Genomic DNA, 24,399 nt, shown 5'->3' with positions numbered 1-24,399 from the left:
CTTTTCTAGATGATGTAAGCCTGCTCAGGCTCAGGGGCAAGTTATCGGGTGCGGTGCTGATCAGAAGGTATGTCTACTGATTCGGGCGGGGTCTTCATGCAGACAGCTTCCGCACAGGTCTCGATCTGCAGGAGCCGTCGCTGTTTCACCGATGATCGTAACAACACCCAGGCCCAACTGCGCGAAACGGGTTTGTACCTGACGGAGAGCGGACAGGCCGGCCTGATTCGGCAGATCGATCTGTCGGTCTAGCCTGCGGGCCCCACTGGGTGGTAGGCGGATACGCTTAAGTGATTGTTCTGATTTCAAAAATCTTGGCGGTGCGCGAAAAATAATGTTGACAGGGCAGTGGCCTGACCCTAATATGCGCCCCGTCCTTGAGAGGGGCTATAGCTCAGCTGGGAGAGCGCTTGCATGGCATGCAAGAGGTCGACGGTTCGATCCCGTCTAGCTCCACCAAATCTCTCAATGAGTTTTAGCGATTCGCCGATTCCAGCCGGCGAGTTGCAGAAGGGTTAGCGTCCCCTTCGTCTAGTGGCCTAGGACACCGCCCTTTCACGGCGGTAACAGGGGTTCGAGTCCCCTAGGGGACGCCATATTCGGGGCTATAGCTCAGCTGGGAGAGCGCTTGCATGGCATGCAAGAGGTCGACGGTTCGATCCCGTCTAGCTCCACCAATTCCACGGTGAGTCGCAGGCTGCGATTCATTCATCGAAGGTTTCGTCCCCTTCGTCTAGTGGCCTAGGACACCGCCCTTTCACGGCGGTAACAGGGGTTCGAGTCCCCTAGGGGACGCCATTTTTGATTGCCCATCTTGGGCACTAGAGGGCCATCTCGCATGAGATGGCCCTTTTTGTTTTCACGGGTATGATCTTTCTCGGCAGGCTGCCATCCGGGGTCTGTCGTTTGCCGGTGTATTGGGAGGTCAGCATGGTGTGGGATCGGCCAGGCGCATTCGTCATCGACCTGAGGGTCGAGGCGGCGCATATCGATGAACTCGAACATGCCAACAATGCCGTGTATGTCACCTGGCTGGAGCGTTGCGCCTGGGCTCACTCACGCAGCCTGGGGCTCGATTTGGATGACTACCGCCGCCTGAATCGGGCGATGGCGGTGCTGCGGCATGAGATCGATTACCTGGCGGCAGGTTACCTGGGTGACGATTTGCAACTGGGGACCTGGATCGTCGAGTCCGACCAGCGCCTGAAGATGAAGCGTCGTTTCCAGTTGCTCAGGCCGGCGGATGGCGCTGTCCTGTTGCGTGCGGAAACCACGTTCGTCTGTATCGAGCTGTCCAGCGGCAAGCCGAAGCGTATGCCGCCGGAGTTCGTCGAGGGTTACGGCCGGGCACTGGCCTGATCGACGTCGTCGCGGCCATTGGCGATGACGACCCGGTTACGGCCACTCTGCTTGGCCTGGTAGAGCGCTTCGTCCGCGAGCTTGAGGGTGCGCTTGGGCGTTGCCTCGCCATTGGGCCAGAGGGCGATGCCGGCCGAGACGGTGATTTTCCCGACCTCGGGGATGAGGTTGGACTCGACCTTGCTGCGCAGCCGTTCGGCCACCATCGCAGCAATCTCCGGGCTGGCACCGGGCAGCAGCATGAGGAATTCCTCGCCACCGCTGCGGCAGAGAATGTCGTCGCCACGTGAGCAACTGCGCATCAGTTCGGCCATGTGGGTGATGACGTTGTCGCCGATGTCGTGCCCGTGGGTGTCGTTGACCTGCTTGAAGTGGTCGATGTCCAGCGCGATGGCGGCGAAGGATTGGCCCGAGGCTTCCCAGCTTTCCAGTGCGCTTTCCAGGCCGCGTCTGTTCTGCAGGCCGGTGAGCGGGTCGGTCTGGATATCCAGATTGAGCTTGCCGATTTTCTGTTGCAGCAGGCTGATGCCGACCAGCATGGCTTTCTTCAGTTCGGCGGCTTCGAAGTACCAGGAGCGGATGCGCTGGATGGAGTCGGAACTGCGCGGGTGGTCCATTTCCTCGGCGTGTTTGGCCAACTGCCAGAGCGGCTTGGAGATCTTGCGTGCCAGGATGCCGGCCAGCAGCAGCGTCAGTACGGCCAGTGGGGCGGAGTTCTTGAGCACCTTGAGCATCAGGTCGTGCAGGGGCGCCAGGGTGGCCTCCATCGGGCGCTGGGCAACGATACCCCAGCCTGAAAGCCCGATCGGCGTATAGCCCGCCAGCATCTCCGTCCCTTCGCTGTTGATGATGATCGAGGCGCTATCCTTGCCGTTGATCACGTCGCTGATGGCCTGGTTCGCTCCTACACGCTTGCCGACCCGTTCCGGTTGCGGGTGATAGAGCAGGGTGCGGTTGCGGTCGACGGCATAGAGGTAGGAGCCGTCACGGTGGTAATGGCTGCCGAGCAGGTTGTGCAGGATGTTGCCTTCGTTGAGATAGAGGGTGCCGCCGACCAGGCCCAGGTATTCGCCCGCGTCATCGAAGATCGGGCTCGATATGAAGATCACCAGCCGTCCGGTGATGGCGATATAGGGATCGCTGATCAGTGGGCGCCGCTCCTGCAAGGCCTGGATCGGGCCGGGGGTCGTCAGGCGTCGGCCTTTTATTTCCAGTGTTTCTGGCGAGGTGGCCAGCACCCAGCCCTGGGCATCGGTGATGACGACAGAGTTGAAACTGTTGAATTGCAGGCGCAGGCGTGAGGCCTGTGCCAGCAATTGCTCGGTGTCGTCCATGTTCTTGCGCAGGATTCGTGTGCTGTAGGCCAGCACTTGCTGTGTCGCCTTGAGAAAGTCCTCGGTGCTGTTGGCCAGCTTGGCGGCGTAGGCGTGATTGGCCTCCAGTGTGTTGTCGATCAGTAATTGCCGCTGTACGCGGTAGCTTGCGTGAAGGGCGTTGGCCAGGGTCGCCAGGGAGCTGATGATGGTCAGCAGCAGGATCAGGCGGCGTAGGTCGGAGCGGAACAGGTGCTGGATGGGCATGTGGCGCAAGTGGCTCTGGAGGCTGTGTTGGCGAATCTTAGGCTTTTGTCTCGTGCGTTCCAAATGAAATTTACTATTTAATCATGTGACTTTCGGTTTTATTTCTTTGCTGGAGGCAGTTCCAGTGGCACAGGCTCTGCTTCGCAGGCTTTGACCGCAGATTGGAGTATGCGCCCAGGTTTTCTCAGATTTGCTCAGATTCAAGCGCGGTGATTTAAGTAGGCTAGTGGCCAAGAGCTATTGTCTGTGCGTGGACCTCCCTCTGGATGAACAAGCTGTTATTCCGGCGCTTGATCTTTCTGGGAATGAGGTGCGAGTACAGGCCCCGATATCCTCTCGACCCGGGCGGTATTCACGACGGCCGGCAATATCGTCATGCCAGGCTTGTATGCTCCGTACACCTGGCTGGCCCTGGCCTCCGGCACTGGCGCGCTGAACATCGGCACCACCTGGGGCACTGCGGACAACCGCGGGTTGCTGCAGGTCGCCCGCCTGACCGTGCCGAATGCCGTCTCGGCCCGGTTGTTCGGCAGCATCGGTGGCGTGGGTGGCCGCAAAGTGGCGCGCAATATCGACTCGCCGCTCAAGCGTTCGCCTTACTTCATCAACGAAACACCCTGGGGCGGGGATGACTATATCGCCTAGATCGTGGCGTGCCGACTCGCTGTTCGACCGTGAAGTCCGGCCGGAAGGTGTGGCTCGGGACGCTCTGGACGCCTACCGGGCGCCCGGCGTACTGACCAGCGAGAGCTATCCGGAGATCGGTTGTGTAGACGATGGCGCCACATGCCGCCTGTAATGGGCGGCGTGACAGAATTTGACCCAATGAACGAAATGACGAGTGATCACATGACCCAGGCACAACCCGTTTTCTATAAGCAGCCACGCCCTCTGCGCGCCGAACAGGACGCGACGCTGGGCCTGCTCGAACGTGTCGACTACAGCTTCGCCAGCATCAGCAACTCGGTGCCGCTGGCGGCTGCGGAATTCACCCAGGCCTGCAAGCACTACCCGATCCTCTTCGCCGATGGCGCGAAGCCGCAGCCGGTGGCCCTGCTCGGCCTGCGCGGCGGGGAAAACCTCTTCGTCAACGAAGAGGGCGCCTGGAACTCCAGCTATGTGCCGGCCTACGTGCGCCGCTACCCGTTCATATTCATGGAGAATGCGGACAAGTCGGAATATGCCCTGTGCATCGATGACGCCGCCGAGGGTGTGGTCCGTGAGGAAGGCCGTCCGCTGTTCGCCGACGGCAAGCCGACGCCGCTGCTGGAAAACGCGCTGGCGTTCTGCCGTGACTACCAGGGCCACCACGTGTTCACCGAGCAGTTCGTGGCGGCGCTGGGCGAGGCCGACCTGCTGACCGACAACCGTGCTGATGTCTCGCTGGCCACGGGCGAAAAACTCAGCCTGGGCGGCTTCAAGGTCATCGACGAGGCGCGTTTCAACCAACTGCCGCAGGAAACCTTCCTGCTCTGGCGCGAACGTGGCTGGCTGCACCTGGTGTATAGCCACTTCATTTCGATGAGCAACTGGTCGACCCTCATCGACCTGACCGCCGAACGCGCCAAGGCCTGACCGTCGATACGCTCGGCCGCTCCGGAGGTTTCATGGGCGGTCGGGCGTTGCGTCGTACGTGATGCCGCATGGGCGGCCTGGCGCCGCGATCCAGTATCATGGCGCCATGGATCAACGAAAAATCATCCACGTGGATTGTGACTGCTTCTACGCGGCCATCGAGATGCGCGACGACCCCTCACTGGCGAATCGTCCTCTTGCCGTAGGCGGGGCGGCGGAGCGACGTGGGGTGATCGCGACCTGCAACTACGAGGCGCGTGCCTATGGCGTGCGCTCCGCCATGGCCTCGGCCCAGGCGCTCAAGCTGTGCCCGGACCTGCTGATCATTCGTCCGCGCTTCGAGGCCTACCGCGAAGCCTCCCGCGAGATCCATGGCATTTTCCGTGACTACACCGAACAGATAGAGCCGCTTTCCCTCGACGAAGCCTATCTGGACGTCACCCAGTGCACGCAGTTTTCCGGCAGTGCCACGCGCATCGCCGAGGACATCCGGCGCCGGGTATGGAAGCAGTTGCGCATCACCGTCTCGGCCGGCGTCGCTCCGAACAAGTTCCTGGCCAAGATCGCCAGCGACTGGCGCAAGCCGGACGGGTTGTTCGTGATCACACCAGGGCAGGTGGATGATTTCGTGAAAGCGCTGCCGGTCGCCCGCCTGCATGGCGTCGGCAAGGTCACCGCCGAGCGGCTCGGGCGGATGGGGGTGACGACCTGTGAAGATTTGCGTGGCTGGGAACGGCTGGCGCTGGTGCGTGAATTCGGCTCCTTTGGCGAGCGCTTGTGGGGGCTGGCCAGGGGCATCGATGAGCGGGAGGTGACGGCCGAGCATCGGCGCCAGTCCATGAGCGTGGAAAACACCTTCGACCGCGACCTGCCCGATCTCCAGGCCTGCGAGGCGCAGTTGCCCGCGTTGCTGGAGGAGTTGGAGCGCCGCCTGGCTCGTCTGGACGAGAGCTACCGCCCCGGCAAGCCGTTCGTGAAACTCAAGTTCCACGACTTTACCCAGACGACCCTGGAGCAGGCGGGTGCAGGACTCGAACTGGAGCACTACCGTGACCTGCTGGCGATGGCTTATGCGCGTCGCGATATTCCGGTGCGCTTGATCGGCGTTGGAGTACGCCTGGTCGATCTGCGGGGAGAGTTCGAACAGTTGAGTTTGTTTTGACCGGAGTGCTCTTCGGAGGAAGGTGAGCCAATCGCCGTCATATTTTTGGCTGATCAGTCAGGGTTGGCCCAAGGGAGAATACGGTCCCGATAGCCTTTTCTGTAGGCTTGCGCAGGCGTGGCGCGCCGAGGAACGGCGGGGGCTCGGGTTTTATGATGATTATTTGACGTTTATCAAAAAGGATTGGGCGTTACTCTATTCGTCGTGATATCCAAGGCGATGTTTTAGTGTTTAATATCACTTCGTTATCTAGCCGCACTGTTCGTGGTTCGGTGTCAGTTTCATGTCATACGGCCGGATGTGGTTTCGGGCCGTTTCGCCAGTGGAGTTTTCAAGGCTGTGAGATTTTTCCCTCGAAGGGCGAAGACAAGGACTGCCGGGCTGCTGGGGGTTGAAACCAGCCCGCAGGGTATTGCCGTCGCCCATGTCGAGCGAACCCCGGACGGCGTCAAGCTACTGCACTGCGATTACCGTGAAGTGGCGCCCGACGGGCAGGCCGAGGCCCTGAAGAAACTGGTGGCCGACAACGGCTGGCAAGGCCTCCCGGTGAACCTCCTGTTGCATCCTTCGCTGTACCAGATGTTCCTGCTGGAAGCAGCCGACGTTCCGGCGCAAGAGCTGCGCGATGCCATGCGCTGGCGCATGAAGGACATGGTCGGCGAGCCCCTGGAACAGGTGGTCATCGACTGTTTTACCCTGCCTGAAGATGCGTACCGTGGACGCTCGCGCATGGTCTATTGCGTCGCCTTCAACAAGGCGCGGATGCTCAAGTGCGATGAACTGGTGCGCCAGTCCGGCCTGAGGCTGGCGAGCATCGATATCACCGAAATGGCTTTTCGCAACCTGGGGCTGCTGGCGGGGGCCGAAGGCATCAACCTGGCGTTGCTGCGGTTGCGTACCAGCGAAGGGCTGGTGTCCATCCAGAACGGCGCCGACCTCTACATGGCGCGGCGTATCGAACACGGCCTGGCCCGCGCCGAACAGGACCTGTCGAGCATGACACTGGAGATCCAGCGCTCCCTCGATTACTTCGAGAGCCAGTTGGGCAAGGGCTATATCAGCCGCCTGCTGTTGCTGCCGATGAAGCAGGACGGCGAGCGCACCCATGACGCACTGGTGCGTGATCTGGCGGTCAAACTCCAGCGGCTGGACATGCGCGAACTTTTCCCCGGGCAACCGCAGGCCGAGCTGGACGAAGCACACCAGGCGTTCTGCCTGGGTGCGGTCGGTGCCGCCCTGCGTCAGGAAGCCGACTGAATGCAGAACATCAACCTTTATCAGCTCGAACGACGCACCGAGGCCGGTCTCCAGCCGCGCGCCGTGCTGACGGGGCTGCTGATGCTGGCGTTGCTGCTGGTGGCGCATGTCGCCTGGCAAGGGTGGAATATCCACCAGGCCGGAAAAGCTGCGCGGCTCGCCCAGGAACAGGCGACGCAGGCCCAGCAGCAACTGGACAGTTTCAAGGCCGTGTACCGCGAGCCGGTACTCGATGAGGCCTTGCGCCAGCAGGTCGTTGACCGAGAGCGTGAGAGCCAGCAACTGCAACGCATGGCGAACTACCTGCGTGAGCTGGACCAGCAGCGTCGTGGTGGATTCGTCACCCATCTCACTGCCTTGGCGGAGCGGCATCCGCCGAGCGGCCTCTGGCTGACCCGCATCCATCTTCTGGATGGCGGTAGCGAGCTGGCGCTGCATGGCTTCAGCCAGAATCAGGAACTTATCCCGCTGTATCTGGAGAGCCTGGGGCGCAGCGAGGTGTTCGGTGGGCGCCAGTTCGCCCGTTTCGAGATCGAGCGTGATTCGCATGACTTGTTGAAATTCCGTCTGGCTTCACGGCTGGCGGAGGAGGCGCGCGATGAATGAGCTATTGAAGCGCTGGCGCGCCCTGTCGTCCCGAGAGCAATGGCTGTGCTATCTGGTCGGGCTGGCACTGCTGGTCATGCTCTATTACCTGTTGCTGGCTGAGCCGATGGCGCAGCGCCAGCAGGCCCATGAGCGCGATCGCCAGGAGGCCGAGGCGCGCATGCAGGAGGCCGAGTCGACCCGTATCGATCTGGAAGCGCGCATGGCGGCTGACCCCAACCTGCCTTATCGGGATGCGCTGCGGGCCGCCGAGAATGCGAAAAGCGAGACACTGCGCCGCATCGACGAGGAAACCGGCTCGCTGATTCCGCCGGCCCAGATGAAGAACGTTTTGCAGGAGCTGTTGCGTAAACAGCCGCGCCTCAAGTTGATCAACCTGGAAACCTCCAGCGCTCCCCTGGCAATGCCGGGCGACACTCCTGCCGAGCCCGGAGCGGCGGCGCCCGTGGCACCGCTCACCCTGTATCGTCATGGTCTGAAACTGACCCTCGAAGGCAGCTATTTCGATCTGCTCGATTACCTGCGCACGGTGCAGATCTCCGGCTGGCGCCTGCACTGGGACAGCCTCGATCACCGTGTGAATGAAGCGGGCAACGAAAAGGCGCGCATCATCATCGACTTGCATACCTTGAGCCGTGATCCGGGGGTGCTGGGTGTCTGATCTGTCGAGATATTCCCTGTTCGCATTGTCGCTGGCGCTGCTCGTCAGCACCTCGGTGCTGGCGCGTGATCCGACCCAGCCGCCGGCGAGCCTGACGCCAGCGGGCGCCGTCGCGGCCTCGGCCAACCTGCATCTGCAGGCGATCATGCGCTCGCCGCAGGGCGCGCGCGCCGTCATCAATGGCAAATCCCTCAAGGCGGGCGAACGCCTGGGCGATGCCCGGTTGCTCGCCATTTATTCCCACTCCGTCCTGATCGAGCGGGAGGGCCGGCGCGAGACGCTGCGCCTGGCCACCTCGGTCATCACTCCGAGTCGAGCCAAGCCATGATGCTGAAAAATTTCCCGCACGTCGGTCTGCTGGGCGTGATCGGTCTGCTGACCGCATGCCAGTCCTTCACGGATGGGGACAAGCGGCTGTACGAGCAGAGCGACCGCCTGTTCGACGAAAGCCTGGCGCAGAGCCAGCAGGCGAAAGTCGTGCCGCCGCCTTCGGTGCAGGCGGCGCTGATCCCGCAGTTGGACATGGGCCTGCCAGCGACTGGTCGAGGCCCGCGCTTCGATGTGGCGGTGCATGGCATGCCGGCGTCCGAGTTCTTCCTGAGCCTGGCCGAGAGCGCCAACCAGAACCTGCTGGTGCATCCGCAGGTCAGCGGCGAGATCACCTTCAGCCTGCGCAACGTCACCCTCGATGAAGTGCTGACGGCGGTTCGCGACAGTTATGGCTACGATTTCCGCCGCACCAACTACGGCTACCAGATCCTGCCCAACCTGAAGTATGTGAAGACCTACAAGCTGAACTATCTCGATCTGGAGCGTGAGGGCACCACGGATACCAGGGTCAGCTCGGGGCAGATGGTGTCCTCGGACAGTACGTCCGCCAATGCGGGCGGTACGACCAATTCGTCTTCCAGCGTGACGCTGGACGCCAGCCGTGTTTCCACGCGCAACAGCAGCGATGTCTGGGTGACGGTGCGTGATGCGGTTGCGATGATCATTGGTATCGGTGATCTGACGGAGGTCAGTCCGCAACAGGTCGTTACCGGGGATCCGGCACTGGCGCAGGCGTTGGGTGGCGTGCTGCCTGCCACCGCTGCGCGTGCGACTGCGGCCACGGGAAACTGTCGGCAGGACGCCAATGGCAGTGTCTGTTTCAACTCCATGTCGGGGTTGCTGATTGTCCGTGCTTCGTCCCTGGAGCAGCAGAAGGTCGAGCAGTTCATCCGTGAGATCGAAAGCAACCTGCAACGCCAGGTGATCCTGGAAACCAAGATTCTTGAAGTGAGCCTGTCCGATGGCTTCCAGGCAGGCATCAACTGGTCCTACCTGCAAGGGCAGAAGGGCATCAGCCTGGGTGGTTTCGGCACCGCCGCCAATGGTGTGAATACGCCGAACATCCCCCTCAACACCCCGAGCAGTGCGCTCAGTGGGGCAGATGGGATCGGTGGTGTATTCGGCATGACATTCGACTTCGGCAATTTCGAAGGGGTCGTCCAGCTTCTGGAAACGCAAGGGCAGGTGCGGGTTCTGTCGAGTCCACGCATTTCAACGCTCAATAACCAGAAGGCCGTCATCAAGGTGGGAACGGACGAGTTCTTTGTCACCGACGTTTCTACCACCACCACGTCGCTGTCCGGGGGTAACACGTCGCCAGACATGAATATCACCCTGACGCCGTTCTTCTCTGGCATCTCCCTGGATGTGACGCCGCAGATCGACGAGAACGATCAGGTCACCCTGCATGTGCGGCCTACCGTCAGCCGTGTGTCGGACCAGAACAAGAGCATTCAGCTTGGCGGTGCGGACAACGTCTTCAACCTGCCGCTGGCACTGTCCACCACCCGTCAGTCCGACTCCATCGTGCGTGCCCGCAGTGGCCAGGTGGTGGTGATCGGCGGTCTGCTGGAAAACAGCAACACCAATGAAGACTCCAATGTGCCCTGGGCATCCAAGGTGCCGCTGCTGGGCAAGTTGTTCCAGCAGCAGCGCAAGGCGCTGGAGCAGACTGAACTGGTCATTCTCATGCGGCCGCAGGTGGTCAGCGACCAGGTCTGGCTGGACGAGCTGCGTAAAAGCGCCGAATCCTTCCAGCAGACGAGGTAACCGGGTTCATGTACGAAGCCTTCTTCGGCCTGCGTGAGAAGCCTTTCGCGCTGACGCCGAACACCGACTTTCTGGTCCAGTTGGCCCCTTACCAGGCCTGCCTGAACCTGCTGCGCGTGGCCCTCGGTGAGGGTGAGGGTTTCATCAAGGTCACGGGCGAGGTCGGGACCGGCAAGACCCTGTTGTGCCGTGCCTTGCTCAACGAGCTCGATGCCGAGCGCTATCAGGTCGCCTGGTTGCCCAACCCGGCGCTCAACCCGATGGGGCTGCGCCAGGCGCTGGCCCATGAGCTGCACATCGCCAATGTCGATGAACTGGATAACCATGCCTTGCAGGTCGCGCTGCACGAACGCCTGATTGAACTGGCGGCCGCCGGCAAGAGTGCCGTGGTGCTGATCGATGAAGCCCAGGCGCTGCCGAGTGCGACGCTGGAGGGGCTGCGCCTGCTGACCAATCTGGAAACCGAGCAGCGCAAGCTGTTGCAGGTGGTGCTGTTCGGCCAGCCCGAACTGGATGCGACCTTGGCTCGCGAAGACTTTCGCCAACTGCGCCAGCGCATCACCTTTTCCTATCGCCTGCGCCCGCTGGATGTGCGCGATGCGCGCCGTTACCTGCAAGAGCGCCTGGCGGTCGCCGGTTATCGCGGCGAGCCGCTGTTCGCAGGCAAGGCGGTACGCCTGTTGGTGCGTGGCAGTGTCGGTACGCCGAGGCTGCTGAATATCCTGGCGAACAAATGCCTGATGGCCGCTTATGGCGACGGCGCGCGGCAGATCAGTGCGCGCCATGTGCACCGAGCGCTGAAGGACACCGAGGGCGCCCGACGTGTGTCGTCGCGCTGGCCCTGGTGGCTGTTGGCGGGCGTCGTCGTTGCCGGCCTGTTGTTGCTCGGCTGGCCCTGGTTGGCGCAGGTGCGCGAGGTGCTGCCATGAGCCTGGTCAACGACATGTTGCGCGATCTGGAGGCCCGTCGCGCCTCGCCCGCGGAGCGGGAGCGGCTGGCGGATATGCAGGCTGTGGATGAGCGTCGTATCAGCCGATACCGGCGTTGGCAGTTGCTTGGGCTGCTGGCCGGGTTGTTGGTCGTCGTGTTGCTGATCGCGGCGTTGCTGTATTGGCGGCAGGGCAGTGCGCCGTTGGAGCCGGTCATTTCGCAGCCGGCTCCGCAGTTGGCGCCGGTCGAGCCGGTCGTGCCCGCGCAGCCCGAGGTTGCACTGGTCGAGGTGTTGCCGCAGAACGATGGTCGGCGTTTCGTACTGCAATTGCTGCTGGATGGTTCGGCCAGCTATCAGCGTGCGGATCAGCAGGGCGTGGTCGATCTGCTGCTGGAGCAGGTGCGCTTGCGTGGTGAAACCCGTAATGGCCGTATCGACAAGAACGGCCAGAGCTTGTCCTGGCGTGTCGAACAGCAGGGTGAGCAAGTACGCGTGCAGTTCGTCGGGCTGGGTGAGCGCCTGGAGGTTCGTGATCGCCTGGAGTCGATGGGCGATCGCTGGCAGCTCTGGCTCGAAGTGCCGCTGGAGCAGCAGCCCGACGTCACCGATATCGACCTGCCCCAGGCCGAGCCGGCTGCGCTGGCCGATACACAATGGCCTGACTGGGTCACCCGTACCGCACCTGCCCCCGATAGGCCGGCGCGCCCCGTCGAAACAGCTCTGGCGCCACCGCCCGCAGTGGCGCCTATCGCGCCCGTTGTGCGCGGACCGACCTCCGTCAGCATCACCAACCATACCCCTGACCCTCTGTCGCAGGCGCGCCAGTGGCTGAACGACGGTGACCATGCCAGGGCTATCGAGGCCTTGCAGGCACTGCACGCGAAGCAACCGGGCAACCGCGAAGTGACCCGCTGGTTGGCACGTGCCTACCTGGCCGAAGGCGATAGTGCGGCGCTGCTGGGCTGGTTGCCCGTGCAGTTGCAGCAGCGCCCCCAGGATTCGGAACTGCGCCTGTTGTTGGCGCGCGGACAATTGCTGGCAGGCGATACAGCGGCTGCCCTGGCGACCTTGAAACAGAACCCGCCCGCACTGGCAGCCGACACGGCCTACCATGCCTTGCTGGCGGCGCTGTACCAGCAGGTCGGCGACTGGCGTGGCAGTGCTGCCAGCTACCAGGCGCTGGTGGCGTTGCGTCCGGTGCAGGGCACCTGGCAATTGGGCCTGGCCATCGCCCTGGAACAACTGGACCGGCCTGGCGAAGCCGGTCGTCACTACCGCCTTGCCCTGCAAGGGCAGGGGCTCGATGACAGTGCGCGGCGTTTCGCCAACGAACGCGCTGGCGCACTGGGAGGCAGGCCATGAACCCGCAGGACATTCGCCAGCGCAAGGTCCGGATCGGCGACCTGCTGATCCAGGCCGGGCTGATCACCGAAGCACAATTGCAGCATGCCTTGCAGGAGCAGAAACGCACCGGCTCCAAGCTTGGGCGTACCGTTGTCGACCTGGGCTTCATCGACGAGAAGCGGCTGCTGTCGACGCTGTCCGAGCAGTTGCAGATTCCCTTCGTCGAGCTCAAGCACTACAAGTTCGACAGCGACCTGACCCAGAGCCTGCCGGAAGCCGTGGCGCGGCGTTTCCGCGTTATCGTCCTGTCGCGCCAGGGCGACGGTCTGCTGGTGGGCATGAGTGATCCGCTCGATCTGTTCGCCCAGGACGAAATGGAGCGCTTGCTGGGCAAGCGTGTCTACCCGGCGGTGGTGCGCGAAGCTGAATTGCTCGACACCCTCGATCGCGTCTACCGGCGTACCAGCCAGATCGCCTCGCTGGCCGGGGAGCTGGAAGGCGAGCTGCAGGAGAGCGATTTCGACCTGTCCCGCCTCGGCTCCGACAGCAACAGCGACGCACCGGTGGTGCGCCTGTTGCAGACCTTGTTCGAAGATGCGGTGCAGATGAAGGCCTCGGACATCCATATCGAACCGGACGAAGGCGTGGTGCGTATCCGCCAGCGGATCGATGGTGTGCTCAACGAGCAGGTGATGAAGGAGCAGCGTATCGCTTCGGCGCTGGTCATGCGCTTGAAGATCATGTCCGGGCTGGATATCTCGGAGAAGCGTCTGCCGCAGGATGGCCGCTTCAATATCCGTGTGCGCAACCACAACTTCGACGTACGGGTCTCGACCATGCCGGTGCAGTTCGGCGAGTCGGTGGTCATGCGTCTGCTTGACCAGAGCGGCAGCATGTCGACGCTGGAAGGCAGCGGTATGCCGCTGGGTATTCTCGAACGCTTTCGTCGGCTGTTGCAGCGGCCCCATGGCATGGTGCTGGTGACCGGCCCGACCGGTTCGGGCAAGACCACCACGCTCTACGGCGGCCTGGCCGAACTGAACAGTCCGGAGCTGAAGATCATCACCGTGGAAGACCCGGTGGAATACCGCATGCCGCGTATCAACCAGGTGCAGGTCAATACGCGGATCGACCTGACCTTCGCCCGCGTCCTGCGCGCCGCATTGCGCCAGGACCCGGACGTGGTGCTGGTGGGGGAGATCCGTGACCAGGAAACCGCCGAGATCGCCCTGCGCGCGGCGATGACCGGTCACTTGGTGCTGTCCACACTGCACACCAACGACGCCCTGACCTCGGCCATGCGCCTGATCGACATGGGCGTCGAGCCTTTCCTCGTTGCTACGGCGCTGAATGCCGTGCTGGCGCAGCGACTGATCCGTCGTGTCTGCGAAAACTGCATGGAAGACCATGAGCCCGAACCGCAGCAGCGGCTATGGCTGGAGGCTCTGCATGGCGGCTCGTTGGCGGGGGCCGTGTTCAAGCGTGGCAGCGGCTGTCACCACTGCCATAACACCGGCTACAGTGGGCGCATCGGCGTTTTCGAACTACTGGAAATGAACGAAGCGATGGTGTCCTCACTGCGCCGGGGCGATCCACAGAGCTTCGCCGAAGCGGCCCGCCAGCAACCGCATTATCGTCCGCTGGCTGCTTGTGCCCTGGACTACGCCATGGCGGGTGTCACCAGTGTCGATGAAGTGCTGAAAGTCTGCGCGACGCTGAGTGACGAGGACGTGCTGCAATGAACGCCTGCGAGGCTCGCCCCTGATGCCCAGCTTTCGCTATACCGGCCGCGACAGCTCGGGAGCCAAGGTCGACGGCACCCTGGAAACCGTCAGTGCGGATGCCGCAGCCAGCGAACTGCTGTCGAGAAGGGTCACCCCGCTGACCATCGACGAGGTCAAGGTGGAGTCCGGCGAAGATGCTTTGGCGGTCCTGCTGAAGCGCTTGCGCCGCAGAAAGGTCGAGCTGGACGAACTGATCATCTTCACCCGCCAGATGTACAGCCTGACCAAGGCCGGTGTGCCGATCATCCGTGCCATTGCCGGCCTCGGCGAATCCAACCGCAACCTGTATTTTCGCGAAGTGCTGCAGGATGTCCGTGCCGGGCTGGAGAGTGGCCAATCCATGGCTGTCTCCCTCAATCAGCATCCCAAGGTATTCAACAGCCTGTTCATCAGCATGATCAGCGTGGGGGAGAACACCGGCCAGCTCGACCAGGCTTTCCGCCAGTTGTCCAGCTACCTGGAACTGGAGCGCGAAACCCGCAAGCGCATCAAGCAGGCCACTCGCTACCCGATCTTCGTGATGGTGGCGATGGCGGTGGCGATGGGGGTGATCAATATCTTCGTCATTCCGGCCTTCGCCAAGGTATTCGACTCCTTCCATGCGCAACTGCCGCTGGCAACCCGCATCCTGATCGGCTTTTCCGATTTCACCCGTGATTGGTGGTGGTTGCTGCTGCTGGGGATTTTCGGCGGCATTCATGCTTTCTACCGATGGACCGCGACCGAGGCCGGCGAGCGCAAGTGGGACCAGATCAAGCTGCGGCTGCCGATCATCGGCGGGATTTTCGAGCGTATCGCCCTGGCGCGCTTTACCCGGACGTTCGCCATGATGTACCGCGCCGGCGTGCCGCTGCTGCAGACCCTTTCCATCAACAGCGCCAGTGTCGGCAATCGCTATATCGGCGAGGCTGTCCTGGGGATGCGCGAGAGTGTCGAACGCGGAGAGTCGCTGACACGCTCAGCCTCCAACAGCGGTCTGTTCACGCCACTGGTGCTGCAGATGATGGCCGTGGGCGAGGAAACCGGCGCCCTCGACGACCTGTTTATCGAAGTGGCGGACTTCTACGAGCAGGAGGTCGATTACGACCTCAAGCAGTTGGCCGATGCCGTCGAGCCGATCCTCATCGTGGGTATGGGCATCATGGTGCTGGTGCTGGCCCTCGGCGTGTTCCTGCCGATGTGGGAACTGTCATCGGCGGCATCCAGGGCGGGCTGATGGACAGGACGCAACGGGGCTTTACCTTGTTCGAGCTGATGGTGGTGATTCTGATCTTCTCCGTCGTGCTGGCGGTGGGCTTGTACCATTTCCAGGTCACCATCCAGAATTCCTACCGCCTGGCACTCAAGTTCACCGCGGGCAGTTTGTCGCGAGCAGTCTTGATGGCGCATGAACAGCGGCAATTGCCGAGTTATCTGGAGCGGCTCGATGGCACGCCCAAGCAAGCGCGCCTGGTCTTCAACGAACAGGGCTGGCCCATCGGGTCGGGAGACAGGAAAACGCTGGAAAGCGCCGATGACTGCATCGGTCTCTGGCGCGCTTTACTGCATGCGCCTGCGCCGACTATCGGTCTGGACGACAGTCAGGACTGGCAGACGCAATTGAGCGGCGTACAATGCATATATAAGTCGAACAAGACCGCTGGGCTTATTTATTTCAATAGCCAAACGGGTGAAGTAGACTACAGATGGAGCGATGGCTAATGGCCTTCGCAGTACAGAATTTTATCGGGCACGATAGTCGCTCTGATAAATAAAGAGTCCGGTCGTCATTTTTATGGCGTACGGAATTATGACGGTCGCCCGGAAATAAAGGGGTTTATGATGAAAAAGCAACAAGGCGGTTTTACCCTGATCGAACTGATCATGGTTATCGTGATTCTCGGTATTTTGGCGGCGGTGGCGTTGCCGCGTATTGGTAATTTGTCGGCAGATGCGCGTGCGGCCTCGATTAACGCCGGGCTTGGAGCTGCCAAGTCCGCTAGTGCTATCGTTCATGCTATGGTCACTGCGAAGGGGACAACAGGAACTCAGGCACAAGATGGAAGCGGTCTGACCATAGATTTGGAGGGACAGAATATTGATCTGGTTTTCGGTTATCCAGCTGCAACCGCGGCAGGTATCTTGAGGGCTGCTGGATTGGAAGGTGATTACACGATATCTAGTGGTGTTATTACCCAGCGAGGCAATCCTACTAATCTCTCTAGTTGCTCGTTTACTTATAGTGCAGCCACATCGGCAACTACGGCTCCTTCATTTGTAACCGGTGTGGGGGATGATGGTACAGCCTCGGCCTCTGGAACTGCGCGACTGACTGCTGCTCAGTGCGGTGGTAGTAACTGATTTCTGATTTATTGACTCCGGCAGCCCGTAGGATGGGTTGAGTCGCATCGCGACGATACCCATCATAGGCAACCCACAATGATGGGTATCGCTACGCTCAACCCATCCTACTTGGTGAAATAAACGACCCGGCTTGCCGGGTCGTTTATTGTTCGGCGGGAGAAAAGGAATATGCCCCCAAAGCAATCCGGCTTTACCTTGATCGAGTTGATCATGGTGATCGTTATATTGGGCATTCTGGCTGCCGTGGCCTTACCGCGCTTTGGCGATCTGCAGGCCGATGCCCGTGCGGCGACGGTCAATGCGGCCCTGGGCTCTGCGAAAACGGCAGTCAGGCTGGTCAACGCCGTTGCCCAGATGCGCGGTGAAGGCCTGGATGCCGGCGGCAGGCTGATCGCCTTCGAAGGTGTCGAGGTGCAGGTCGTGTTCGGCTACCCGGCCACACCCTATGCTCTGTTGCGAGCTGCCGGGCTGGAAACGGACTTCGATGGCCATGGCACGAATGGCATTGCGTTGAAAGACAGCCTGGGCACCCGCAATACCGGCTGTGGCTTTACCTACAGCGCGCCAACCCAGGCCAATACCTTCCCTGAATTCAAGCCCTTGCGTGGCGGTGGCGATTTCCCTGTCACCGCTGCCGATTGCCGTGACCGATAACCTCATGCCCCGACTGTCTACCAGGCAATCTGCCTTTACCTTGATCGAACTCATCATGGTCATCGTGCTGTTGGGTATCCTGGGGGCCGTGGCGATACCGCGTATGTACGACTTCGGTGCCCCGGCGCGGGCTGCTCGGGTCAATGCGGCGCTGGATGCCGTGCGGGTGACCGTGGCTGCCGTGCACAGCCAGTCCATGATCAGCGGCAAGGGCATGGGGGCGACCGCCGAGACGATGTCTTTCCGGGGTTCGGATATCAGCGTGCGCCATGGCTACCCGGCCAATCGCTATTCGCTTTTGCTGGCCGCCAACCTGCTGGATGATTTCGTCGGTGCGGGCCATGAAGATGACGAAGGTGTTTGCAATACAGCGCAAACGCCTTATTGCGGTATCGTGCACCGCAACGCCCACGATATGGCGACCGGTACCTGCGGCTTTATGTATCAACTCCCGGCCAATACGGGTGATTCTTTCAAATTCGTCGCCTGGCCCGGCAGCAGCTTTCCCGTGGCGGCGGCGGATTGTCGTCAATAAGCCCCTTCGGCATACCTGGAGGCCGGATGCAGTCACATGAACAAGGCTTTACGCTCGTTGAGCTGATCATGATCATCGTGCTGCTCGGTATTCTCTCCGCAGTGGCGATGCCGCGTTTTTTCGACCGCAGCGATTTCGACCAGCGCTTCTACTATGAAGAGCTGATCAGTGCCTCGCGCTATGCCCAGAAGGCGGCGCTGGCGACGGGGTGTCGTGTAGGGGTTACTGCCGTCGGCAGTAATTACTCCCTGAGATATACCGGTCTGCCGGCAACTTCAGGGTGTAACGATGCGCCGGTTTACCATCCCGGCGGCAATAACTACCAGGGCACCGCCCCTACGGGAATTGGTGCAAGCCTGTCAGGCCCGCTGGTTTTCGGCTCGCTGGGGCAGGTGGTCGACGCCACTGCGGATGTGACCGTAACCGTAACCGGTACAGGCGCTTCACTGAGCTTTACCGTGACCCCGCAAGGCTTTATCGACTAGGGAGCGCCCATGCGCCACTCTCCACACCGGCAACGCGGCATGACACTGATCGAACTGGTCATGACCCTGGTTATCCTGGGTATCGTGCTGGTGGCGCTCTATGCTGCCCAGGCCAGCATTATCAGCCGCTCGGTCGACCCGCTGCTCCAGCAACAGGGCCTGTACCTCGCCGAGGGTGTGCTGGAAGCCCTGCAAGCCATGTCGGAAGGTGACGCCAAGACGCATGCCGATCAATACATCAACGCCCGGACATTGCTCAACCCCATCGACGACCAACCCATGGCGATCCTGCAGAACTACCTGATAAAGGTTGAACGCAATGAAATCAGCATGGATTCGGTCGATCTGACATCGTTCACCGTGACCGTTTCCAATGACGGGCAAGACATCCGCCTGACGGGCTATCGTCACTATGGGGAGGGTGAGTAATGCTCATCTTCCGCAAACCCACCCGCCAGCAAGGCTTTACCCTGATCGAGATGATCATGGTGATCGTCCTGGCCTCCATCGTCGTCGTGCTGGTCAGCACGGCAATGAACCGCCCGCTCAAGGCCTTTACCGACCAGCGCCTGCGGGCGTCGCTGACCGACCAGGCCGCCATCGTGCTGGACCGTATGGCGCGGGATATACGCCTGGCCGTGCCCAACTCGGTGCGAGTTGCCGGTGCCGGCGGTACGACGCTGGACCTTATGCTGATCGAGGTTGCGGGCCGCTATCGGGCCAATACCATTGTTTCTAATGGCGAGCGCTTTGACCCTCCGCGCTGTCCAGCAGGAGCATGTACCATTCCGATTCTGGGGCCTTTCCAGGTGCCTTCCGTTTCAACGACGGGCTATTGGTTGATCATCTACAACACCCGGCCAGAAAATATCTGGGGCAACTCTCTCGTCAAGGCGGCCTTTGCCTGGAATAGCGTAACGTCCGAATTAAGCAAGGGTGTTGGTACCCCGGAAGTGCTCTTTCCTAATGCATCGCCTCAGCATCGCCTTTATATGGCGAAAGACACGGTGCGTTACCAGTGCGCGGGTAGTCGCTTGAGTCGCCATGAAGCGCCGGATGTGACGTTCACAAAAGGCACACCCACGATCCTGGCCAACAGCGTCGGCACCTGCCGCTTTCACTACGATGCAGGCACCCTGGAGCGTAATGGCCTGGTAACCATCGAACTGAAACTCCAGCAGGATGGCGAGTCCGTCACCCTGTATCGCCAAGTACAGGTGAACAATGCGCCCTGACCTGAGTTATCGCTCACAGGCCGGTTTCGGCCTGGTTGCCGCCATTTTCGTCATGCTGATCGTCGCGGGAGCCATCGCCGCCATGATGCAACTGGCAACCACCCAGCACGGCACGGTCGTCCTTGCCCTGCAACAGGCCCGCGCTTATCAGGCGGCAAAGGCGGGGGTGGAGTGGGGTATTGGAGCGGTGGAGACGACGGGTTGCAGTAATTTCTCTGCTCAGAAGAAGGAGTTTCCGAATTTGAGCGGATTTAACGTGGAAATAAGTTGCACGAACGAAACGATTCTGGTGCCAGAAGAAGAAAGTGGCAGCGTTACGATCTATGAAATTACTTCTACGGCTGAATATGGTGCTTCTGGTTCTCCGGATTATGCCTATAGACGATTGACGGCGGTGATTGAAAGTGAGTAATAGTATCTTAAAGCTTAAAATCTATTCGTGTGCCGCTGTATTCTCTTTTGTCATCCTCTCTTTCTGTGGGTGGGTGCAAGCAGCTACTTATAATCTGGCTCCGCCACAAACGCCAGCTTTGTGTAATGGTAACGCTGGGACATGGAGTGGCAGTGTTTATGTTTGTGCTTGGCATCAGCCGTTTTCTCTGGAGCCTGGGGATAAATTATTATCAGGTGGTAATATACGTATTCTTTCTTATAGTGGTTTTAATTTAAGTAAAGTTGTTATTGGTGGTGCTGGTTATACCATTGATTTGGAGGCGCAAGGAAGTAATACGACAAGGCTTGTAGGTGTGGAGCTAAATGGTTCTATCTACGGGCAGAGTAATAATGTTCGACTTGAGGGTGGGGCTATTGTAAGAGGCTCTGTAAGTGTGACGGGGAGTTTTTCCTCTGCGAGTGCTAGTGTGTATGGTAACGTCAGTGCCAATAATGGAGTTTCGGCTGAAGATACGGTGTTTTATGCGAATATAAATTCTAGTAGTGGTGGGGTTAGTTTGGTTGGTGGGGCGGTTGAGAATGATGTGGTTGTTACGGCAACCAAAATTTCTGCGCAAGGTACTGTTTTTAGGGGGGCGTTGACCAGTACAAGTGGGTCAATTGAATTGATCGGAGGTAGTGTTGCGAAACTTGTCAAAACTAATTGCTGCAGTATATCGACCAATGGCACTAATCTCTATGGTGGGGCGACAGCGCAGTCAGGTATGACCATCAAAGGTGATGGCAATACAGAGATTCGAGGTGATTACACATTCACTGATTTGAATCCCGGCTACTTTGAAGGGGTGAAAATGACCTCGGGAAATTCCATTGGGGTTGCTGGTTCAGCTACTTTTGTCAATAGTACTATTGGGTCTGACTCGAATCCGGTTAATATAAGGGTTAACGGTAGTGCCAATGTTAAGTTGAATGGGAGTACTATATATGGCACTGTCTATGTGCCAGATTATGGTCAGTGGAGTCCGTTGATTACTGGTGACTCATCTAGCCGTATTGTTGGAGAGTGTCAGAGGTTTAGCGGTGGTACTCGACCCCTTTCGACACCCGCTAGTTTGTGCGATGGCTCGGGTAGTATAAAAATAAATCATCTGCGTCTGTATCACACTGGTTCCGCAATAAGCTGCATGGCTACTGAAGTTTCTGTGCAGGCCTGTGCTGATTCGAGTTGTACGAAAGTATTTCCGGGGCCGGCATCTTTCTCTCTTGCTGTAGGTAATGGTTCTTTTGTCAACTCTGTCGTGGCTATTGATGCAAGTGGTCAGGGTAAGACGTTTTTAAGGAATCCGAATGGTGGCCTCTCGAAGATTACATCGGATACTCCTCTAGTATGTGACTTCTCCAATTGCTCAATAAATTTCAAGGACTCTGTACTTTTTATTTCGGGTGATAAAAGTGCGCTGACCAAAATTCCCGCTCAGATTGCAGGTAAGCCTTTCGATGCCTACTTGCATTCAATTACTACAAATCCAGACACAAAAGCCTGCGAAGCGAGGGTTGAAGGTCAGAAGAGTGTTTCATTTGATTTCTCCTGTGTTGACCCCAATAAATGTGTGGCGGGGCAGACGTTCAAGGTTGGTGAGAACGCGATTCCCGGGAGCAGATCGCTGACATTTAAAAATGGTGTCTCCGAAAAGTTGGAAATGGCGTATTCGGATGCCGGGAAAGTAAAGGTGACTGCGGAGCTGTCTTTGCCTGCCGAGGGCAATCATCCTGCAGTAGTTCTGGCGGGAGAGACGAGTTTTGTTTCCCGTCCTTGGGGACTCTGTCTCGAAACGGATACTGATAAGAGCGTCACTAATAAAGCGACCGATAAGATCTTGACCAAGGCCGGCGATGGATTCGAGCAGCGAATGAAGGCCGTGATCTGGACGTCGAGTACCGATGGAAAAGAAACGGATCGCCGCAGTGTGAGCCTCTGTTCAAATGCAGTCACGCCCAACTACCAGCAGGCGTCGATTGCGTTGGAAAGCGAAGTTATCGCACCAAGCAATGGTAAATCCGGTGCTTTGGGGGCGACCGAATATGCTCAGGGAAAAGGTGTGACGACACTGACTCAGACACTGAGTGAAGTCGGTATCTTCAGGGTTATTGCCTCGCCGCCGAACTACCTGGGTGAGTCGATGGGGCATGCCGTCAGTGCCAGTGGGGCAGTCGGTCGTATCATCCCCGCCTGGCTGGAAGTTGGTGCAACGCTCAGTCAGGCTGTCGGTTGCCAAAACCCATCAGGTTTTACTTACCAGGGCCAGACCACATCGCTGAGCGGGGCGCTTAAGGTTATCGGTAAGAATCGCGTTGGGGATGAGACGAAAAACTATATAGGCGACTTCTGGCGGTTTAGTGGAAATTTGAGCTACGAACTTTATCAAGAATCAGCCAGCCCGAAATCAGGTCAGGCGTCCGCTATTGCCGGGCGTGTCATTCCGCTACCAGCCTTTGCTGCAACGTCCGCCAGCGCATCTTTCCTTCCCAGCGGCAGCTACAGCTATACCCGGCCCCTCAGTCCGAGTGCGCTCGATACACCTTTCAGCCTGAAGTTGGCCGTATGGGACTGGCATGATCTGGACAATGTTTATTTCAAACGTACCGATATCACGCAGAGCGTGGCAGCACGCGGTTTGGCTACGACGGGTGTGCCTGTCGTAGCTGCGATCAGTACCAGCGCCTTCCGGCTTGGACGTGTCCGCAGTGAGAATATCAATGTGCCGACTGGCAGTACGGGTACCGTTCCTTTGCTTCTGGAGCATTGGGGAACTGCCGGTTGGGCTGCTGCGGTTGATAGCTGTACAAGCCTGGCTGCTCCGAACGATCTGAAGGAACGATTGGTTTACGAAAACCCTCCGATTACCAGCGTTACGGCCGATGCTGTTGGAACATGGAATCAACAATCGCTGGGTATCAGCGTACAGCCTTCCACTCCGCGTGGGCAGGTTCTACTCAAGCACCTATTGACCGGCCCGAATAATGGAGCGACTGCTCAGCCTGCTATATGGCTTTGCCAGCAGCGTACCGCTGGCGATGCCCCTTTGGGTGGCGTGTGCAGTTATAGCGGTACCAGCCCGGCAGAGGTACGCAGCTCCGTGACCTTTGGTATCTACGAGGGCCGCAAACCCCTGATCTTCCGCCGCGAGGTCTATCGCTAGTGGTTCCTGCATAGCCGCAGGTATCCGCTGCCCCGGTCTCGTTGCATTTCATGTCCCTGGCAACGTGCAGGGCGGCTCTGTGCAAGAATACGCCGAGGCCCGTCCGGGCCTTTTCATTGGTCATCGGGAGTCTTGCATGTCCGAGCATGCGTTGTTGTTGGTCAATCTGGGTTCGCCTGCGTCCACCTCGGTAGCGGATGTCCGCCGTTATCTGAACCAGTTTCTGATGGACCCCTATGTCATCGATGTACCCTGGCCGGTGCGGCGCCTGCTGGTGTCGCTGATTCTGCTGCGCCGTCCAGCTCAGTCGGCGCATGCTTATGCATCGATCTGGTGGCCCGAGGGCTCGCCGTTGCTGGTGCTGAGTCGTGCGTTGCAACAGGCGGTGGCGCCTCGCTGGGCCCATGGGCCGGTCGAGTTGGCTATGCGCTATGGCGAGCCGTCCATCGAAAGCACGCTCTTGCGTGTGGTCGGGCAAGGCATCCGGCGAGTGACGCTGGCGCCGCTCTACCCGCACTTCGCCGACAGCACGGTGACTACGGTGGTGCAGGAGGTCCGGCGGGTCATCGCCCGGCATGGCCTGGACGTGCAGATCTCGACGCTGCCGCCGTTCTACGATCACCCCGCCTACCTGCAAGCCCTGCTGGCCAGTGCCGAGTCGTACCTGCAGCAGCCTTTCGATCACCTGCTGCTGAGCTTCCATGGCCTGCCTGAGCGGCACTTGCATCGGGACGACCCCAAGGCCAAGGAATACCTTCGAAATGAGGATTGCTGCCTGGGGGCCTCGGATGATGTCATCGCGGGCTGTTACCGTGCCCAGTGTCTCAAGAGCGCTGCCGACTTTGCCGGCCTGGCGGGTTTGCCTCGGGACAAGTGGTCAGTGTCCTTCCAGTCACGCCTGGGACGTGCCAAGTGGATCGAGCCCTACACCGAGGAAACGCTGGATGCCTTGGCTGCTCGCGGGGTCAAGCGCTTGCTGGTCATGTGCCCGGCGTTCGTCGCGGACTGTATCGAAACGCTCGAGGAAATCGGTGATCGTGGCCGCGAGCAATTCCAGGCCGCAGGTGGCGAGGAGCTGATTCTGGTTCCATGCCTCAACGATCATCCGGCCTGGGTGAAGGCGCTGGTGGACATGAGTGAGGCCGCGTCGGACGCTTGATCGGTGTCCTGTAGCCTCTGTCGTTCATACCTGTAG

General features: G+C 59.9%; 26 protein-coding genes and 4 tRNA genes. 29 read left to right on the top strand and 1 reads right to left on the bottom strand.

The features are described 5' to 3' along the window. Nucleotides 1-96 precede the first annotated feature (96 nt). The 6 genes from HW090_RS04365 to HW090_RS04340 all read left to right on the top strand — a co-directional run bounded on the left by HW090_RS04365 (nucleotide 97) and on the right by HW090_RS04340 (nucleotide 1,359). A complete protein-coding gene (locus HW090_RS04365; protein ID WP_179112325.1) occupies nucleotides 97-252 on the top strand; it encodes a hypothetical protein in 156 nt (51 codons plus the stop codon). Between the two features lie 131 nt (nucleotides 253-383). Then, a tRNA-Ala gene (locus tag HW090_RS04360) sits at nucleotides 384-459 on the top strand. 61 nt (nucleotides 460-520) lie between these two features. After that, nucleotides 521-596, top strand: a tRNA-Glu gene (locus HW090_RS04355). 5 nt (nucleotides 597-601) lie between these two features. Continuing rightward, a tRNA-Ala gene (locus tag HW090_RS04350) sits at nucleotides 602-677 on the top strand. A 45-nt stretch (nucleotides 678-722) separates the two neighbouring features. Further along, nucleotides 723-798 (top strand) — tRNA-Glu (locus HW090_RS04345). Nucleotides 799-930: 132 nt separating this feature from the next. Continuing rightward, a complete protein-coding gene (locus tag HW090_RS04340) occupies nucleotides 931-1,359 on the top strand; it encodes a thioesterase family protein (protein ID WP_179112324.1) in 429 nt (142 codons plus the stop codon). On the opposite strand, the gene HW090_RS04335 is transcribed toward HW090_RS04340, so the two are convergent. Further along, complete coding sequence (locus tag HW090_RS04335) at nucleotides 1,338-2,939, bottom strand: sensor domain-containing diguanylate cyclase (RefSeq protein WP_179112323.1); 1,602 nt, start codon at nucleotides 2,937-2,939, stop codon at nucleotides 1,338-1,340. The genes HW090_RS04340 and HW090_RS04335 overlap by 22 nt on opposite strands. 375 nt (nucleotides 2,940-3,314) lie before the next feature. On the opposite strand from HW090_RS04335, the gene HW090_RS04330 reads away from it, so the two are divergent. From HW090_RS04330 to hemH, 23 genes are all read left to right on the top strand, one after another. Further along, the gene (locus HW090_RS04330; protein ID WP_179112322.1) at nucleotides 3,315-3,584 is read left to right on the top strand and encodes a hypothetical protein; all 270 of its coding nucleotides are present in this window, start codon (nucleotides 3,315-3,317) and stop codon (nucleotides 3,582-3,584) included. Next, on the top strand, nucleotides 3,568-3,738 hold the full coding sequence (locus tag HW090_RS04325) for a hypothetical protein (protein ID WP_179112321.1): 171 nt from the start codon (nucleotides 3,568-3,570) through the stop codon (nucleotides 3,736-3,738). Before HW090_RS04330 ends, HW090_RS04325 begins: the two co-directional genes overlap by 17 nt. A gap of 50 nt (nucleotides 3,739-3,788) precedes the next feature. Next, nucleotides 3,789-4,514 (top strand): SapC family protein, encoded by a 726-nt coding sequence (locus HW090_RS04320; protein ID WP_179112320.1) that lies wholly within the window; start codon nucleotides 3,789-3,791, stop codon nucleotides 4,512-4,514. Nucleotides 4,515-4,620: 106 nt separating this feature from the next. Then, entirely contained in the window at nucleotides 4,621-5,676 is a 1,056-nt protein-coding gene (dinB, locus tag HW090_RS04315; protein ID WP_179112319.1) for a DNA polymerase IV, read from the top strand. A 339-nt stretch (nucleotides 5,677-6,015) separates the two neighbouring features. Continuing rightward, nucleotides 6,016-6,933, top strand: a complete 918-nt coding sequence (locus HW090_RS04310) for an MSHA biogenesis protein MshI (RefSeq protein ID WP_179112318.1) — start codon at nucleotides 6,016-6,018, stop codon at nucleotides 6,931-6,933. Beyond that, nucleotides 6,934-7,539: a PilN domain-containing protein gene (locus tag HW090_RS04305; RefSeq protein WP_179112317.1), complete on the top strand. Its 606-nt coding sequence runs from the start codon at nucleotides 6,934-6,936 to the stop codon at nucleotides 7,537-7,539. Next, the gene (gene gspM, locus HW090_RS04300) at nucleotides 7,532-8,200 is read left to right on the top strand and encodes a type II secretion system protein GspM (RefSeq protein WP_179112316.1); all 669 of its coding nucleotides are present in this window, start codon (nucleotides 7,532-7,534) and stop codon (nucleotides 8,198-8,200) included. Before HW090_RS04305 ends, gspM begins: the two co-directional genes overlap by 8 nt. After that, nucleotides 8,193-8,528, top strand: a complete 336-nt coding sequence (locus tag HW090_RS04295; RefSeq protein ID WP_256930745.1) for a type II secretion system protein N — start codon at nucleotides 8,193-8,195, stop codon at nucleotides 8,526-8,528. The genes gspM and HW090_RS04295 overlap by 8 nt, the downstream gene beginning before the upstream one ends. Beyond that, nucleotides 8,525-10,300, top strand: a complete 1,776-nt coding sequence (gene mshL, locus HW090_RS04290) for a pilus (MSHA type) biogenesis protein MshL (protein WP_256930744.1) — start codon at nucleotides 8,525-8,527, stop codon at nucleotides 10,298-10,300. Before HW090_RS04295 ends, mshL begins: the two co-directional genes overlap by 4 nt. Nucleotides 10,301-10,308: 8 nt before the next feature. Further along, a complete protein-coding gene (locus HW090_RS04285) occupies nucleotides 10,309-11,229 on the top strand; it encodes an ExeA family protein (RefSeq protein WP_179112315.1) in 921 nt (306 codons plus the stop codon). Next, nucleotides 11,226-12,593, top strand: coding sequence for a lipopolysaccharide assembly protein LapB (locus tag HW090_RS04280; protein WP_179112314.1), 1,368 nt, complete (start codon nucleotides 11,226-11,228; stop codon nucleotides 12,591-12,593). The genes HW090_RS04285 and HW090_RS04280 overlap by 4 nt, the downstream gene beginning before the upstream one ends. Further along, entirely contained in the window at nucleotides 12,590-14,317 is a 1,728-nt protein-coding gene (locus HW090_RS04275; RefSeq protein WP_179112313.1) for a GspE/PulE family protein, read from the top strand. The genes HW090_RS04280 and HW090_RS04275 overlap by 4 nt, the downstream gene beginning before the upstream one ends. Nucleotides 14,318-14,339: 22 nt before the next feature. Beyond that, entirely contained in the window at nucleotides 14,340-15,575 is a 1,236-nt protein-coding gene (locus HW090_RS04270) for a type II secretion system F family protein (protein WP_179112312.1), read from the top strand. Nucleotides 15,576-15,601: 26 nt separating this feature from the next. Beyond that, a complete protein-coding gene (locus tag HW090_RS04265) occupies nucleotides 15,602-16,060 on the top strand; it encodes a type II secretion system protein (RefSeq protein ID WP_179112311.1) in 459 nt (152 codons plus the stop codon). A 120-nt stretch (nucleotides 16,061-16,180) separates the two neighbouring features. Beyond that, entirely contained in the window at nucleotides 16,181-16,699 is a 519-nt protein-coding gene (locus HW090_RS17975; protein WP_179112310.1) for a type II secretion system protein, read from the top strand. A gap of 171 nt (nucleotides 16,700-16,870) precedes the next feature. Next, on the top strand, nucleotides 16,871-17,356 hold the full coding sequence (locus HW090_RS17970; protein ID WP_179112309.1) for a prepilin-type N-terminal cleavage/methylation domain-containing protein: 486 nt from the start codon (nucleotides 16,871-16,873) through the stop codon (nucleotides 17,354-17,356). Between the two features lie 4 nt (nucleotides 17,357-17,360). After that, nucleotides 17,361-17,891, top strand: a complete 531-nt coding sequence (locus HW090_RS04250; protein WP_256930743.1) for a Tfp pilus assembly protein FimT/FimU — start codon at nucleotides 17,361-17,363, stop codon at nucleotides 17,889-17,891. A gap of 26 nt (nucleotides 17,892-17,917) precedes the next feature. Continuing rightward, on the top strand, nucleotides 17,918-18,376 hold the full coding sequence (locus tag HW090_RS04245) for a prepilin-type N-terminal cleavage/methylation domain-containing protein (protein WP_179112308.1): 459 nt from the start codon (nucleotides 17,918-17,920) through the stop codon (nucleotides 18,374-18,376). 9 nt (nucleotides 18,377-18,385) lie between these two features. After that, a complete protein-coding gene (locus HW090_RS04240) occupies nucleotides 18,386-18,805 on the top strand; it encodes a prepilin-type N-terminal cleavage/methylation domain-containing protein (protein ID WP_179112307.1) in 420 nt (139 codons plus the stop codon). Beyond that, a complete protein-coding gene (locus HW090_RS04235) occupies nucleotides 18,805-19,611 on the top strand; it encodes a type II secretion system protein J (protein WP_179112306.1) in 807 nt (268 codons plus the stop codon). Before HW090_RS04240 ends, HW090_RS04235 begins: the two co-directional genes overlap by 1 nt. Then, nucleotides 19,601-20,023 carry a hypothetical protein gene (locus HW090_RS04230; protein ID WP_179112305.1) on the top strand — a complete coding sequence of 141 codons (423 nt, stop codon included), beginning with the start codon at nucleotides 19,601-19,603 and terminating at the stop codon, nucleotides 20,021-20,023. Before HW090_RS04235 ends, HW090_RS04230 begins: the two co-directional genes overlap by 11 nt. Beyond that, entirely contained in the window at nucleotides 20,016-23,204 is a 3,189-nt protein-coding gene (locus HW090_RS04225) for a DUF6701 domain-containing protein (protein ID WP_179112304.1), read from the top strand. Before HW090_RS04230 ends, HW090_RS04225 begins: the two co-directional genes overlap by 8 nt. Nucleotides 23,205-23,340: 136 nt before the next feature. Beyond that, nucleotides 23,341-24,363 (top strand): ferrochelatase, encoded by a 1,023-nt coding sequence (gene hemH, locus HW090_RS04220; protein WP_179112303.1) that lies wholly within the window; start codon nucleotides 23,341-23,343, stop codon nucleotides 24,361-24,363. Nucleotides 24,364-24,399 lie beyond the last annotated feature (36 nt).

The sequence above is a fragment of the Pseudomonas sp. ABC1 genome (assembly GCF_013395055.1).
Taxonomy (GTDB): Bacteria; Pseudomonadota; Gammaproteobacteria; order Pseudomonadales; family Pseudomonadaceae; genus Stutzerimonas.
The sequence above is the reverse complement of the archived record's forward strand: the minus strand, read 5'-3'. Positions and strand labels throughout refer to the sequence as shown.